This is a genomic window from Paenibacillus alvei DSM 29, from assembly GCF_000293805.1.
GTDB lineage: Bacteria > Bacillota > Bacilli > Paenibacillales > Paenibacillaceae > Paenibacillus_B > Paenibacillus_B alvei.
The window spans coordinates 312,846-325,634 of sequence record NZ_AMBZ01000006.1; the positions used below are offsets into that span (position 1 = coordinate 312,846).

At 46.0% G+C, this 12,789-nt stretch carries 21 protein-coding genes; all 21 read left to right on the forward strand.

The features are described from left to right. Nucleotides 1–10 precede the first annotated feature (10 nt). The 21 genes from PAV_RS20675 to PAV_RS36960 all read left to right on the forward strand — a co-directional run bounded on the left by PAV_RS20675 (nt 11) and on the right by PAV_RS36960 (nt 12,775). Nucleotides 11–1,000, forward strand: a complete 990-nt coding sequence (locus tag PAV_RS20675; protein WP_005549538.1) for an AAA family ATPase — start codon at nt 11–13, stop codon at nt 998–1,000. 9 nt (nt 1,001–1,009) lie between these two features. Next, a complete protein-coding gene (locus PAV_RS20680; protein WP_005549540.1) occupies nt 1,010–1,363 on the forward strand; it encodes a hypothetical protein in 354 nt (117 codons plus the stop codon). Between the two features lie 63 nt (nt 1,364–1,426). Then, the gene (locus PAV_RS20685) at nt 1,427–1,717 is read left to right on the forward strand and encodes an AbrB/MazE/SpoVT family DNA-binding domain-containing protein (RefSeq protein ID WP_005549542.1); all 291 of its coding nucleotides are present in this window, start codon (nt 1,427–1,429) and stop codon (nt 1,715–1,717) included. Beyond that, a complete protein-coding gene (locus PAV_RS20690; RefSeq protein ID WP_005549543.1) occupies nt 1,714–2,346 on the forward strand; it encodes a hypothetical protein in 633 nt (210 codons plus the stop codon). Before PAV_RS20685 ends, PAV_RS20690 begins: the two co-directional genes overlap by 4 nt. A 14-nt stretch (nt 2,347–2,360) precedes the next feature. Then, nucleotides 2,361–2,768: a regulatory protein GemA gene (locus tag PAV_RS20695; RefSeq protein ID WP_005549544.1), complete on the forward strand. Its 408-nt coding sequence runs from the start codon at nt 2,361–2,363 to the stop codon at nt 2,766–2,768. Continuing rightward, nucleotides 2,752–3,117, forward strand: coding sequence for a hypothetical protein (locus PAV_RS20700; RefSeq protein ID WP_005549545.1), 366 nt, complete (start codon nt 2,752–2,754; stop codon nt 3,115–3,117). Before PAV_RS20695 ends, PAV_RS20700 begins: the two co-directional genes overlap by 17 nt. Then, nucleotides 3,005–3,853 carry an ATP-binding protein gene (locus PAV_RS20705; RefSeq protein ID WP_040736360.1) on the forward strand — a complete coding sequence of 283 codons (849 nt, stop codon included), beginning with the start codon at nt 3,005–3,007 and terminating at the stop codon, nt 3,851–3,853. Before PAV_RS20700 ends, PAV_RS20705 begins: the two co-directional genes overlap by 113 nt. Before the next feature lie 13 nt (nt 3,854–3,866). Continuing rightward, nucleotides 3,867–4,046 carry a hypothetical protein gene (locus tag PAV_RS20710; protein WP_005549547.1) on the forward strand — a complete coding sequence of 60 codons (180 nt, stop codon included), beginning with the start codon at nt 3,867–3,869 and terminating at the stop codon, nt 4,044–4,046. Nucleotides 4,047–4,092: 46 nt separating this feature from the next. Beyond that, on the forward strand, nt 4,093–4,320 hold the full coding sequence (locus tag PAV_RS20715; protein WP_005549548.1) for a hypothetical protein: 228 nt from the start codon (nt 4,093–4,095) through the stop codon (nt 4,318–4,320). Next, nucleotides 4,317–4,739, forward strand: a complete 423-nt coding sequence (locus tag PAV_RS20720; RefSeq protein WP_005549551.1) for a hypothetical protein — start codon at nt 4,317–4,319, stop codon at nt 4,737–4,739. The genes PAV_RS20715 and PAV_RS20720 overlap by 4 nt, the downstream gene beginning before the upstream one ends. After that, nucleotides 4,736–5,479 (forward strand): peptidoglycan recognition protein family protein, encoded by a 744-nt coding sequence (locus PAV_RS20725; RefSeq protein WP_005549552.1) that lies wholly within the window; start codon nt 4,736–4,738, stop codon nt 5,477–5,479. Before PAV_RS20720 ends, PAV_RS20725 begins: the two co-directional genes overlap by 4 nt. A gap of 51 nt (nt 5,480–5,530) precedes the next feature. Then, nucleotides 5,531–5,857: a Mor transcription activator family protein gene (locus PAV_RS20730; RefSeq protein WP_005549553.1), complete on the forward strand. Its 327-nt coding sequence runs from the start codon at nt 5,531–5,533 to the stop codon at nt 5,855–5,857. Between the two features lie 111 nt (nt 5,858–5,968). Beyond that, the gene (locus PAV_RS20735) at nt 5,969–6,400 is read left to right on the forward strand and encodes a hypothetical protein (RefSeq protein WP_005549554.1); all 432 of its coding nucleotides are present in this window, start codon (nt 5,969–5,971) and stop codon (nt 6,398–6,400) included. Beyond that, entirely contained in the window at nt 6,400–6,696 is a 297-nt protein-coding gene (locus PAV_RS20740; RefSeq protein ID WP_005549555.1) for a hypothetical protein, read from the forward strand. Before PAV_RS20735 ends, PAV_RS20740 begins: the two co-directional genes overlap by 1 nt. Then, nucleotides 6,693–7,010, forward strand: a complete 318-nt coding sequence (locus PAV_RS20745) for a hypothetical protein (RefSeq protein WP_005549556.1) — start codon at nt 6,693–6,695, stop codon at nt 7,008–7,010. Before PAV_RS20740 ends, PAV_RS20745 begins: the two co-directional genes overlap by 4 nt. Then, on the forward strand, nt 7,010–7,570 hold the full coding sequence (locus PAV_RS20750; protein WP_005549558.1) for a phage protein Gp27 family protein: 561 nt from the start codon (nt 7,010–7,012) through the stop codon (nt 7,568–7,570). The genes PAV_RS20745 and PAV_RS20750 overlap by 1 nt, the downstream gene beginning before the upstream one ends. Then, a complete protein-coding gene (gene terL, locus PAV_RS20755) occupies nt 7,563–9,326 on the forward strand; it encodes a phage terminase large subunit (RefSeq protein WP_005549560.1) in 1,764 nt (587 codons plus the stop codon). The genes PAV_RS20750 and terL overlap by 8 nt, the downstream gene beginning before the upstream one ends. A gap of 13 nt (nt 9,327–9,339) precedes the next feature. Next, nucleotides 9,340–10,911, forward strand: coding sequence for a DUF935 domain-containing protein (locus tag PAV_RS20760; RefSeq protein WP_005549566.1), 1,572 nt, complete (start codon nt 9,340–9,342; stop codon nt 10,909–10,911). Further along, complete coding sequence (locus PAV_RS20765) at nt 10,895–11,629, forward strand: phage head morphogenesis protein (protein ID WP_005549567.1); 735 nt, start codon at nt 10,895–10,897, stop codon at nt 11,627–11,629. The genes PAV_RS20760 and PAV_RS20765 overlap by 17 nt, the downstream gene beginning before the upstream one ends. Nucleotides 11,630–11,750: 121 nt before the next feature. Next, complete coding sequence (locus tag PAV_RS36955; RefSeq protein WP_274517672.1) at nt 11,751–12,449, forward strand: phage protease; 699 nt, start codon at nt 11,751–11,753, stop codon at nt 12,447–12,449. Continuing rightward, entirely contained in the window at nt 12,425–12,775 is a 351-nt protein-coding gene (locus PAV_RS36960; protein ID WP_274517673.1) for a phage protease, read from the forward strand. The genes PAV_RS36955 and PAV_RS36960 overlap by 25 nt, the downstream gene beginning before the upstream one ends. Nucleotides 12,776–12,789 lie beyond the last annotated feature (14 nt).

A 12,789-nucleotide genomic window follows, 5' to 3' on the forward strand; every position in this document is an offset into this window, starting at 1 on the left:
AGGAATTAATGTGGCAGCCGCAGCGCTCTATTCGATTCAAGGCGAAACGCCTACAACCCTGGCGATACAACTAAAGGGCATGATGGATAAAAACGGGATGACAATCACGGAACTGGCTAGAGAAATCAATTACTCTCGTCCAGCACTCTCTCAATATATCAATGGAAAGTACCCTTCTGATCCGACTGACATCGAACAAGCAATATCAAGCTTCATATCTTCCCGTGGTGGAGAAGTAGCAGCAACTAGTGAACGGACAATCATGACACTGTCAAAGCCCCAATTCGTCGAGAGCCGGGACGCTACAGCTATCATAGGAGCGTGTCAGTCCTGTCAATCCTTCACTGCTCTAGGTATCATCGTAGGGAAATCAGGATACGGAAAAACGCATACGCTCAAGTATTATGCTCGTTCCCCGAAGGTTGCTTATATCGAATGCGACGACACAATGGGACAACGCGATCTGGTCAAAGCTATCGAAAAGGCTCTCGGATTACCCAATGGATACGGATCAATCTGGGAGCGTGTAAACGGCATTCGTGAATTTTTTAATTGCAATCCTGGATACTTGCTCATCATTGATGAGGCGGACAAACTGGTCAGCAAATACAGTCAAAAGAAGATGGAAATATTGCGCGGTATATTCGATCAATCCGATGTTGGAATGATCATTGCCGGGGAGCCAAAGCTGGAAGCACTAATCAAGGGATTTATAAATCGGTTTGCGAACCGTGTTGACTTCTACGTTGCTCTGAAAGGGCTATCGTCCAACGAGGTACGCAAATATCTCGGAAACTTCAATATTGAGGAAGATGCTGTTCAAGAGCTTGTAACCCGGGCGACTAACAATAAGAACGGATGTTTCCGATTACTCGACCGGACAGTAAACAACATTCTTCGAGTATTGAATATGCGGAATTCCGAACCTTCTGGTGAAGCATCTGCTCCCCTGATTACTTCGGAGATAATCACCCAGGCTAGCAATATGATGATGCTGTAGGAGGTACAGATGATGAAAAGATATTCGAACCCATCCGATCCTGTCGTTCGCTTGTTCAGTCTGCTGCAACATGTATGCTTGCCCATTCCAGTGACACCAGCAGCAATTGTATCTGGTCTCACTGAAGAGGAAGTTCACATCACATTGAATGATTCGCCAGATTATAACATCCATAGTAAATACATTCATGCAAGACCTTCCTACCAAAAGGCATTAGCTGACATGAGAGATGAGATGGGGGAAACGATGACGCTAGAAGAAGTGAATCGCCTCTATCACGAATTGCATTATGGATTCCTTATCTCTGACGGAAAATTCGTTAGTGCATTCCATGAAGCCCATCCTGATGCAGCGGTTTCATAAGTTAGCGCAACATCGCCCTGGTTTATACCGGGGCGTCAATTAAATATACAAGGAGGAACGCAAATGAAAGAATTCAGCAAGAGACTAAGCAAGAGCGGTTCCATCACGTTCCCAGCAGCGCTTCGCAGGGAATATGGGCTGTCAGATGGTGAAAAATTTAGTATCTCGGTTGATGGCGAGGATGGAACAATTTTTCTTCAGCGAACACATGGGAGCTGTATGTTCTGCAAATCGGAGAAGGAATTGATTATATTCTATGGTCGTTTCATATGCTCCTGCTGTGTGCAAAACATGGATGCAGATGTCTCAGAACGAAGATTTGCGAATGCTTTTGAAGGAGCTGCTGCTGAATGAGCTCAACACTTGCACAGAAAGTTGACGAGGCAATCGCCCTGGAACAACAGATGAAGAAATGCAAGAAGCAGATGGATTCCATCAAGGCAGAACTCACCACAGCGGCCTATGCAGAGATGGATAACAAGAACCTTTCCTTCTTCCAGATCACTGGTGAGAACGGTCGCTTCAACGTAGTATACAAGGAAAAATTCGAAGTCGACAACTATGACAACCTTATTGACGTACTCGGTGAAGTAGCTCTGTCGAAGGTCAGTCGCAGACAAGAAGTCAAGTATGAAACAGACTCACGATTCAAGATGGCTCTTATTGCTCTCTATAAGGCTGAGTACACTACGGATGTTACTATCGAGAGCATCATCAGTGGGCTTGGGCTCGGTGAGGATGTAATCAAAGCATTAAAGAAGAAGCTCAAAGGTGAATACCTGAAGGACAAGCAGCTCCTGGAGAGTGTTGGTGTGACTGGTGAGCTTGAAGAAGAGCTCGATGCAATCAGAATGGTTAAGAATGGCGAGCTCGTTGAACGTTTCTTCGGTCAACTATCCAAGGAGCAAACTGACATCATCAGAAACGCGGTATATGTGGAAGACAGCATCAGTGTGGGGCTAGAGATCAACAAAGATACGTGAGGAGACGGACACTCATGGATAAGATCACCTATCCGCAGATGAAGAACATATTTGGGCTTGCCAAGCAAGCCCAAATCAATAATGACGAACTGCATGACTTGGTACATTCAGTTACGGGATCAAATAGCATCAAAGCATTAAATAAGTCCCAAGGCATCAAAGTAATTGATAGGCTGAATCAACTACTCGGCAAAGGCAAGCCATCCACGCGAGCGACTCCTAACCAGATATGGCAAATTAACAAGTTGGCGAAAGAATTAGGATGGAACACTGATCCTCGTAGGCTTCGCGGTTTCATAGAGAAGCAACAAGGCGTCAGCCATACGAGCTACCTCTCACCCAACCAAGCTAGCCGGGTCATCGAGGCTCTAAAAGCAATGAAACAACGGGAAGGAGTGAAAGCCGATGTCGGACGCTCTTGAACGGTATTCACCAGCACAACGGCAAGTCATCGAAGCATATTGGGATGCTATACGTTTCACTCGTAGCACAGGCAAGATTTCTGAAGGCATCAAGCAGCGCGAATACGAATATTGGGCTAAGTATGAGCCTACTCTTGTCATCAGGGCGCTCTCCATACACATGGAGAAGTATCCGAATATCAAGGAGAACTACACGCGGGGCATCCTTCGCAATCTCCTGAAAGGTGGTGCTGTCCATGCGAAAGTCGAAAGAGAGCGTAGCCGATCTGTTCAGAAGCCTTCAAGCAGCCAGGGCAAACGCGATATCAGCGCCGAAGAAGCCTTCAGAAGAAAGCTCGCTGGCTTATGAGTGCCAGGAGTGCCGGGACGAGGGCGTCATTTTAGACCCCATACGAAACGTGGCACGTCAATGCCTGTGTATGCAGCGTAAAAAACTGAAGCGCGTCATGAAATCCACTAACATGGGCGAAGATGCTCTTCTCAAAACATTTGACAATTTTGATTTGAGTGACCTGGATCAGCGTGTCATTAACTCATATGAGCTAGCGCGTGAATATTCGGACGGATTGATCTATCGTATCAAGAATGCAAAAAGCCTGAAGGGTGTCCCTTGGTTTGGAATTTTGGGCACTTCTGGAAGTGGGAAGACTCACCTGGTTACGGCAGCGGTTGCCCCTCTAATCAAGTACGATGTGTACCCCCTCTTTTTTAATTGGGTACAGAGCTTTACAGAATGGTTTTCTTATTACAACACGGATGAATCTTATATGGTTGAAGAGATTCGCCAACGCATATACAACTGTGAATTGCTGGTTGTAGACGACATATGCAAAGAGAGCCAAAAAGACACATGGATCAAAGAGTTTTACGGTATTGTCGATTATCGTTACCGCAAGCAACTCCCTATTGTCTACACCAGCGAATACTTCGCTGAATTGATTGGATTTCTATCAAAGGCTACGGCTGGACGTTTATTTGAACGAACGGTAAGTCCTAAGGGCAAGAAGTTCCTGGGGGAGATGCTCCTGAATGATGGTGAAGATCCACTTGCCTTAGATTACCGATTTAAGGAACTGTTCAGGTGAAAGGTGTGGTTCTATGACTGACTACAAGAAAGTTAATTCTTACACATTGACTCCAGAGCAACTAGAAGCGGAGCGTAAGCGACTCGATGCAATGAAGCCTAGACATTATAGCGGAAATGATGTTGCCATTCTTGCCCCACAAATTGGTTACAACGGTAAGTATCTTAAAAAGGGTGGCGAATGGTACAGATAGACTAATCATGTCGTTATTATCAAGAAAAGTGGCAAAGGAGAAGCGAATGACTAAGCGTAAACCGAAGCCAGAACCAGTGTTAATTGCAGCCCAACCCGATCCGAATCGCTGCTTCGTCCACTTCTCCAAGGCATTTCCTACTGCTGGCACGATGGCGGTCAGCTTGGAGAGTCTAGCGAATCAACTTCGTAAGCAGCCGATGGATAGAAAGGTATCCTCGATCCAATTGCTTCGGCATATTTTTGAGATCAACTTTGAGGAGGTGGAAAAATGAAGCCAACAAGCAGTATGACAATTGAAGACTGGAAAACCGTTGAAAAGAACTTGAGACATCTGCACTACCCTGTGGAATTAAATTGTGATGGTTACCCAGTAACATTGGTTCTTGAGAGGGTTACCCCGTTTAAGAACGGCATTGCAGTGTATATCGATGGAACTGTTAAGGGCTCATGGATAATTGATGATTGCGAAGAACGACGCAGATTCATGCGACCTATCACGAAGCAACTTTTCACTAGAAAACAACTAGAAAGTGCTAAAAAAGTAAGCAAGAAATATTACAGGGACGCAGCAGCACAGAAATATACCTATCATGATCATCGTTGGTATTCTTTTGGTTCGTTGAAGAGACATTTGATCAAGAACAATGAAGTAATAGAGATTAAAAGCCGTAAAGGAAGTGTCGCAGGATGATCTATCGTAAGGATCACATCCCGAAAAATACAATGAAGAATCGTCGCCCTGGATACCCAATGGACGCGACGACGATTACCATACACAATACTGGAAATCCGACGAGCAGCGCTGCAAATGAACGCGGTTGGTTGACAAATCCTAAGAATGATCGCATAGCTTCCTTTCACATCGCAATCGACGAAAATGAAGCAGTAGAATGCATTCCATTGACTGAAAATGCATGGCATGCAGGAGATGGCAGTAGCATGAAGTCCGGTAATCGGACGAGCATCGGAATTGAAATATGCGAATCCGGGAATTACCAGAAAACTCTCCACAATGCAGCGCAGCTCGTCGCAAACATGCTACAGGAACGTGGATGGGGTGTTGAAAGATTAAGACGTCACTATGATTGGTCAGGAAAGATATGCCCTAGGCTCATGCACGATGGCGGGAAGTGGACAGGATGGTACTCATTCATTGAAATGGTCAAATCGAACCTCAAATCTGAACCGAGAAAGGACGAAGAACCGATGACAAGAGAAGAAAAAGCTGAGTTTGACAAGCTGAAGAAGACAGTAGAAGAACAAAGCAAGCTGCTGAAAGAACTGCAAGGGCAAAAAGAAATTGATCCCCCAACATGGGCAAAGGAAGCTGCAGCCTACTACGAAAAGGAAATGTCAACGTTGAAAGGCAGTTATGATTTTTGGCGGCTGCTAACCATCCAGTGCCGGAAGGAAAAAGGTCGTTCCGCATAATGGTCATTGACATTTTTGATTATCTGCTATAATTAGGAGGTGATCCACCGGATGTTGGAATGGATTGAAGAGCTGACACCGGACATGCTCCCAGACCCATACCGGAAGTATGCGGAACTGATAGGCACTGACAATCTGATCAAGCTTGCTCGTCAGAACGGCGGGGATCATGTGTATATCCCTACTATGGACTTCTTCCTGCGTCCGGTTCGGGATAGGCGCATCGTAGAGGAATATGATGGTTATAATCATCGGCAGCTTGCTCGCAAATATGACCTAAGTGAACGGCGTATAAGGGAAATATGTGAAGGCGTCCACCCCATTGCTCGACGAGATGAAAATCAGCTCCAATTGTTTAGTGATGATGAACTCAAATAAGGGGCAAAAAATCGGGGAAACCCCTCCAGAACAGAATAGAAAACTTTAGTAATCTACCAGTAGAGGCATTTGCCCTACTGGTTTTTTATTGTCTAAAAGGAGGCAAGTATCATGCAAAGCGCAATAAACGAAATGATTTTGAACATCGTATTAGCGGGGTTGGCGTTGTTGTCGTCCTACGCAATCTATTACATCAGAAGAGCGACTGTAAAGCTATCAGCAGAAACGAAGAAGCTTGGAGATGATTCTCAACGAGCTCTCGCTCAGGCAGCCATTGAACGTCTGGACGACATTGCTGAAAAAACAGTAAGCACTATTGAACAAACATTGGCGAAGGAACTCAGAGAATCCGTAAAAAACGGCATAGCATCAAAGAATGAACTAACGGAGTTATCAAGTCGAGCGTATTCAGAAATTATTCACCAACTACGTCCTGACTATTTGAAGGCACTCCACGATACCCTGGGAGATACAGAAAAGTACATCATGAATACGATAGAATCCAAGGTTCTGGAGCTCAAAGACAAGGGGCGTGCTGGCTAGTGGAATGGACTTGGGTGATTCAGACCGTAATCATGCTTGGTATCGGTGCAATTGGATTCTTCTTGAAGACAACGCTGTCGGAAGTCAAGCAGCATATTGCATCATCGGCCAAGCGCGTAGACGAACTGGAAGACAAGATGGATACCAAAGTAGCTGGATTGGAGAGAGAAGTTAAGGAGTTGAAAAGCGATCTCCCCTTCATCTACGTCACTCGTGAGGATTACATTCGCACCATGAACAATGTGGACAAGAAGCTAGACAGGATTCATGACACCATGCTTGAAAGGGGGAAATGAAGTTGGAAGACAAGGAATTTCAAGTCCAGCAGAACAAGGCAATTCGTGGCTACATCATGCGGAGTCTGGCACGAGGTAATCAAAACACGTTGCTATGCAAACAGTTATCGAACGCACTTATCAATGATGGCTTGATTGTCTCCCCTGACATCTCCAAGCATTTGGACTACCTGAAGGAAAAAGGATATATCCAATTCGTGGGTAAGCATATCAATTCGTACAACGTGTACCGCAATGATGGGTCTATACGGCTAACTGCCAAAGGTGTGGACTTACTTGAAAACACCATAGATGATCCAGGGGTCGATATCTAATGAGCGGCAAACGGAGGAATCGAACTCGCTCAAAGATAGATGATCTCCCAGTACACATCAAGGATCAGGTAGATGCCATGCTCATGGACACTCGGTATACCTACTGGGAAATATCCGAGTACCTAGAAGATCAGGGCTTCGAAGTTTCCAAGAGCTCTATTGGACGCTATGCCTTGCGGATTGGTAACACCATGCAGCGACTCATGGAAGCGCAAGAGCAAACGAAAGCTCTAGTCGAGATGATAAAGAAGAACCCTGAGGTTGATTATACCGAAGGCGGCCTTCAGATCATGGCTGGAGAACTAACCAAGAAAATGGCACAAGCCCAGGAAGAATGGGACTATATGCCGCTCGATAAAGCAGCTCGTGTCATGGTCGCACTTTCAAGAACGAAGGTGTACAAAGACCGCGTTCGCCAGGATATGCAGAAGAAGGTTGATCTTGCGTTCCAAGGGATGGAGTCCGAGCTGATGGCAGCCATTAAGTCCGACCCACAACTCGCTGGAGAATTGAAGTCGGTACTGCAAAGAGCGAAGGAAAAGATGATGGCCGATGATTAAGTTGGATGATTACTTACGGCAGCTTGAAGACGATTTGGACAAGGAAGAGCTTTTAAGCCAGGAGTATCAGAAGCAGCTCTTTGAAAGCTATGTGATGCGTAATGAGCAGCACAGCGAATATCGAGCGTCACTGTTGAATGAGTATCGGAACGGTGCGGAGCTCACGGGCAAGGATGGACTTCGCAAGCAGCTTGCGGCAATTGACCTGGAGTATTTTGGCCGTGCTTATCTCCCTCATTACTTTGTTCGGGAGTCGCCAAAATTTCATGAAGAACTAGATAACATATGGACTCAGGGAGTCATGAAAGGCATGAACCCTACCACATCAGCTAAGCAGATATCTAGGGCGAAAGGTTGCCGTCGTGGTACGGCCGCCCCTCGTGGTCATGCGAAATCAACAAGCTTCACTTTTAAGGATACATTGCATGCGGTTCTGTACGAATATAAGCATTACCCGATTATCCTATCCGATAGCAGCGACCAGGCTGAGGGGTTTCTCACTGATATCAAGACAGAGTTAGAAGATAACTCGGCAATCATTGAAGACTTCGGAAGCCTAAAAGGGAAAGTCTGGAAAGGTAGCGTCCTGTTGACGTCAACGGACATTAAGGTCGAGGCAATTGGCTCTGGCAAGAAGATTCGGGGACGGCGCCACCGGAATTGGCGTCCTGATTTGATCGTCCTTGATGATATTGAAAATGACGAGAACGTAAATACACTTGAACAGCGCAAGAAGCTTGAGAGCTGGTTTTACAAGGCCGTATCCAAGGCTGGTGACACATATACCGACATTGTGTATATCGGTACGATTCTGCATTACGATTCGTTGCTATCCAAAGTCCTGAAGAATCCTGAATACCACTGTGTCAAATATCGGGGGGTCATCCACCCCGCCAAGAACCAAGAGCTTTGGGATGCGTGGGAAGCAATTTATACCGACCTTGAGAATGAGCGTCGACAGGAAGACGCACGGACGTTTTACGAGGACAACAAAGAAGACATGCTCGAAGGCACTGAGGTGCTGTGGGAAGCAAAACTCTCTTATTACGATCTAATGGTCATCAAGATTTCAGAAGGTGAAGCGTCATTCAACTCTGAAATTCAGAATGATCCGATTGATCCTGATTCCTGTACGTTCAATGAAGAGTGGTTTGACTATTACGATGACGATCTAAGTCTTGATTTCAGTGACTCTAGATTCGTGTATGTAGCAGCGAATGATCCGTCCCTGGGCAAGAACAAAAAGAGTGATACGAGTTCAATTATTGCAATCGCAAAAGACACCAAGAGCGGCTATATGTACGTAGTGGAGGCATCCATCGAGAGACGCGTCCCGGATGCCATTATCGAGGATGCAATCGAGATGTCGAAACGATTCAGGCGAGACTATAGGCGACCATTCCGTAAATTCGGCGTCGAGACAGTACAGTTCCAGCACTTCTTCAAGGATGTTCTTGTCCAGAAGAGCGCTGAAGCTGGTGAATATCTCTCAATCGAGGAGATACATAGTGTCCAGCGTAAGGAGTTGAGAATCGAGTCCCTTCAGCCATTCGTGAAGAACGGATATCTGAAGTTTAGCAGACGACACAAGACTTTGCTTCAACAGATGCGCGAATATCCAATGGGCAAGAATGATGATGGTCCCGATGGGCTTGAAATGGCGGTACGGCTTGCATTGAGCATCAAGACATCAAATAAAACAGATTACAAGTCAGTCATTAGCCGAGCTATGAAGTTCCGGCGAGGCGGCTACTAGGAGGTGAATACAGTTGTCAAGACGGAAACGAAAGAATCAAGAGAAAGCGGCAGCTCCAAGGCGTCCCGAAATGGTTGAGATAGCAGTCGCTCAGGTACATGATAAGTATTCCACCTATCCGTCCAATGGCTTGACTCCAGTAAGACTGGCGCAAATCTTTAGAGAAGCCGATGCGGGGGATGTGCTTCAGCAAATGGAGCTTTTCGAAGAAATGGAGGAAAAAGATCCACATCTCTTCTCTCAGCTCCAGACACGCAAAAATGCTGTCACGGGATTGGACTTCGAAGTCATCCCCTTTAGCGATGATGAATGGGATAAGCAGATAGCCGAGTTCGTAAAAGAACAGATTGACGGCCTGGAGAACTTCGAGGATATCATGATGGATTTGCTCGATGCAATTGGAAAGGGCATCTCTGTTTCTGAAATCATATGGGGAATTGAAGATGGCTATACCGTAGTGGATGACATCAAATGGCGACATCCAAAGCGTTTCTCTTGGGATAACAACGACATCATGAAAGTAAGCACAAGAGACCATCCTTCAGGGATACCGCTGCCAGACAATAAGTTCGTGATTCACCGCTATAAGGCACGTTCTGGTCATCCGTCAAGGGCGGGAGTTCTACGAGTAGTCGCATGGATGTACTTGTTCAAAAATTACGACCTGAAGGACTGGGTAAGCTTCTGCGAAGTATTCGGGATGCCCCTACGTCTTGGGAAGTATGATCCATCTGCCTCAGAGGAAGAGAAAAACGCGCTCATACGGGCACTGGTACAACTGGGGACAGATGCCGCTGGCATTATCCCGACTGGAACGGATATCGAATTCAAAGAGGCATCGAAGACGACCTCGATCAACGTCTATGAATCACTCGCACGATACTGTGACGAGCAAACATCCAAGGCAGTGCTTGGACAGACACTGACTTCTGATTCTGGCGGCGGCTCCTTCGCTCAGTCAAAGACGCATAATGAAGTCAGACATGACTTGACTGTCGCTGATTGTAAGGCGCTAGCCGCAACCTTACGTCGTGATCTTATACGACCTCTTGTGTATTTCAACTTCGGGGAAGACCGGCGTATTCCCCATCTTCGTTTCGACTGCGAGGAAGCCGGTGATCTGAAAGAAACTGCTGACATCTACGAGAAGCTGATCGATATGGGGTTGAAGATTCCAACCTCTCATCTATACAAGAAATTCAGTGTTCCGAAGCCTGAAAATGGCGAGGAAGTAGCAACGCCGCTTACTAATTCTTCAACCGCAATGCCCTTTAAGGATACGGCCTTGATCGTGAACAAGACAAATCAAAACAAGCTCAGCTCAACTCAGGAGAACATAGACCGATTAGCAGATGCCGCTCTGGAACAGAATGCGGGTGTGTTTGCGAAAATATTTGCTCCGATTCTCAAAATGCTTGACAAAGCTAACAATCTGGAAGAAGTGAAGGCTCAGCTCGAAGACGATAGATTCACGGAAGAGTTGTACCAGCAAATGGATATGAAAGACTTGGATGAACTGTTGCACAAAGCCATGTTCTATGCCGACCTAATGGGGAGAGTCGAAGAGAATGAAAGAACTGTTTGATCTTCTCACGGATGACATTGTATTCGAGGAAGCTGTCAAGTATTTTGGCGATAAGCTGCCGGTGACAGCAAGTGAATTCTATAAGCTTGAAGAGGAATATAAGAGTCTTGCCTTTACAGTGTCGGGATACACGTCTATTCAAATCATTAACAAGTTTCATGATGAGTTGCTGGAATCTATCGAGCAAGGCCGCACAATGAAAGATTTCCGCGATAGAATGAATGATTTCCTAGAACGCCGGGGATATGAAGGGATAACGAATTTCCAAGCTGACAACGTCTTCCGCACCAACATCCAAACGGCATACCAGGTTGGTCATTACCAGCAAATGAGGTCACCCACAGTGATGAAGCTGCGTCCTTACTGGATGTATGATGCGGTAAAAGATAGCAAGACTCGTCCATCACACTTAGCAATGGACGGCAAGGTATATCGAGCAGATGATCCCATATGGGATACCTGGTATCCTCCGAACGGCTTTCGCTGCCGTTGTACGGTGAAGACATTATCAGAGCGGCAATTGAAGGAGCGCGGATTGAAGGTTGAGACAGAGCCGCCGATATCAGCACAGGTGAATGGTCATCATGTGAACGTCTTGCCTGATCCTAGCTTCTCTACGAATCCAGCAAAGCATGCCTTCAATCCGGATGTGAGCAGCTACCCTAAAAGCTTGAAAAAAGCATTCGAAAACAGGGAGAAACGCAAATCGAAAGAGTAAGCTCCTAGAATGCCCTGTATGACGTTTTGGGAAATGGATGACCGAATCATGCAGAGCAATATTAGACCCGCGTTATAACGCGTTATAACGCTAGTAGAGAAGGCATTTTCTTGGCGAGGGGGTGAACAAACTGAAAAGACTGATTGTATGTTCAGGAACGGCTTCAGAAGTGCAAGGTATTCCAACCGTGATCAAGCTCCTTCCGAAGGGGCTTGTGAAATCGCAAAAAGGCAACTTCATCGTAGACGAAGAATCGTTTCAGGCAATCAAGGAAACATTTCAGCGACGGGCTTTGGATATCGTTATCGACTACGAGCATCAGACCCTCGAAGATATCCAAGCTCCTGCCGGTGGATGGATTAAAGAGCTCAGCCTCCAGGACGATGCCATTGTTGGCAAGGTCGAATGGACGCCCAAGGCAGAGGAATATCTGAAGAACAAGGAATATCGCTACCTATCGCCTGTCGTTCTGGTTCGCAAATCGGATCAAAAGGCTGTTGTCCTGCATTCGGTCGCCCTGACGAACACACCAGCTATCGACGGGATGTATCCAATTATTAATTCGCTTGATATCACTCAATATGAAGAAGGAGGAAACGAGATGGATTTTCTAAAAAAACTCGCTGAACTGCTTGGCCTTAGTGCTGATGCTACCGAAGAGGAAATCATGCAAAAGCTTCAGGGGTTGCAAGCCAATTCCACTGAAGAAAAAAAGAAGAGGACGAAGAAGAAATCGTCGCAAATAAGACAATCACTGACCTGCTTGGTGTCGCTTCGAATGCAAAGACAGAAGATGTGGCAGCCGCTATCATGGCCTTGAAGAATCCTTCAGGTTATGTCCCAATTTCAGAATTCAAGGCGCTGAAGGAACGCCTGGATAAGAAGGACTCTAATGAGCTCGTAACCAAGGCACTGAAGGAAGGAAAAATTTCAGCAGCACAAAAAGCATGGGCTGATGAGTATGCTCTCAAAGACCCGAAAGGCTTCCAAAAGTTCGTTGAAAAAGCTCCTCAAGTGGTTCCGGTTGGAGAACTCGACTTCACTGATGAAGGGAAGCGGTCGGCGAAACAGGATGAGGTTAGCATGACAGTGTGCAAAATGCTCGGCATCTCTGATGATGACTTGCAAAAATACGGCGGTAAGTAATCTATCAATTAAAT

Excerpts from the sequence above, each read along its gene's own strand:
- PAV_RS20680 (WP_005549540.1), top strand. The coding sequence starts at position 1,010 with ATGATGAAAAGATATTCGAACCCATCCGATCCTGTCGTTCGCTTGTTC.
- PAV_RS20685 (WP_005549542.1), top strand. The coding sequence starts at position 1,427 with ATGAAAGAATTCAGCAAGAGACTAAGCAAGAGCGGTTCCATCACGTTC.
- PAV_RS20690 (WP_005549543.1), top strand. The coding sequence starts at position 1,714 with ATGAGCTCAACACTTGCACAGAAAGTTGACGAGGCAATCGCCCTGGAA.
- PAV_RS20695 (WP_005549544.1), top strand. The coding sequence starts at position 2,361 with ATGGATAAGATCACCTATCCGCAGATGAAGAACATATTTGGGCTTGCC.
- PAV_RS20700 (WP_005549545.1), top strand. The coding sequence starts at position 2,752 with ATGTCGGACGCTCTTGAACGGTATTCACCAGCACAACGGCAAGTCATC.
- PAV_RS20705 (WP_040736360.1), top strand. The coding sequence starts at position 3,005 with ATGCGAAAGTCGAAAGAGAGCGTAGCCGATCTGTTCAGAAGCCTTCAA.
- PAV_RS20710 (WP_005549547.1), top strand. The coding sequence starts at position 3,867 with ATGACTGACTACAAGAAAGTTAATTCTTACACATTGACTCCAGAGCAA.
- PAV_RS20715 (WP_005549548.1), top strand. The coding sequence starts at position 4,093 with ATGACTAAGCGTAAACCGAAGCCAGAACCAGTGTTAATTGCAGCCCAA.
- PAV_RS20720 (WP_005549551.1), top strand. The coding sequence starts at position 4,317 with ATGAAGCCAACAAGCAGTATGACAATTGAAGACTGGAAAACCGTTGAA.
- PAV_RS20725 (WP_005549552.1), top strand. The coding sequence starts at position 4,736 with ATGATCTATCGTAAGGATCACATCCCGAAAAATACAATGAAGAATCGT.
- PAV_RS20730 (WP_005549553.1), top strand. The coding sequence starts at position 5,531 with ATGTTGGAATGGATTGAAGAGCTGACACCGGACATGCTCCCAGACCCA.
- PAV_RS20735 (WP_005549554.1), top strand. The coding sequence starts at position 5,969 with ATGCAAAGCGCAATAAACGAAATGATTTTGAACATCGTATTAGCGGGG.
- PAV_RS20745 (WP_005549556.1), top strand. The coding sequence starts at position 6,693 with ATGAAGTTGGAAGACAAGGAATTTCAAGTCCAGCAGAACAAGGCAATT.
- PAV_RS20750 (WP_005549558.1), top strand. The coding sequence starts at position 7,010 with ATGAGCGGCAAACGGAGGAATCGAACTCGCTCAAAGATAGATGATCTC.
- terL (WP_005549560.1), top strand. The coding sequence starts at position 7,563 with ATGATTAAGTTGGATGATTACTTACGGCAGCTTGAAGACGATTTGGAC.
- PAV_RS20765 (WP_005549567.1), top strand. The coding sequence starts at position 10,895 with ATGAAAGAACTGTTTGATCTTCTCACGGATGACATTGTATTCGAGGAA.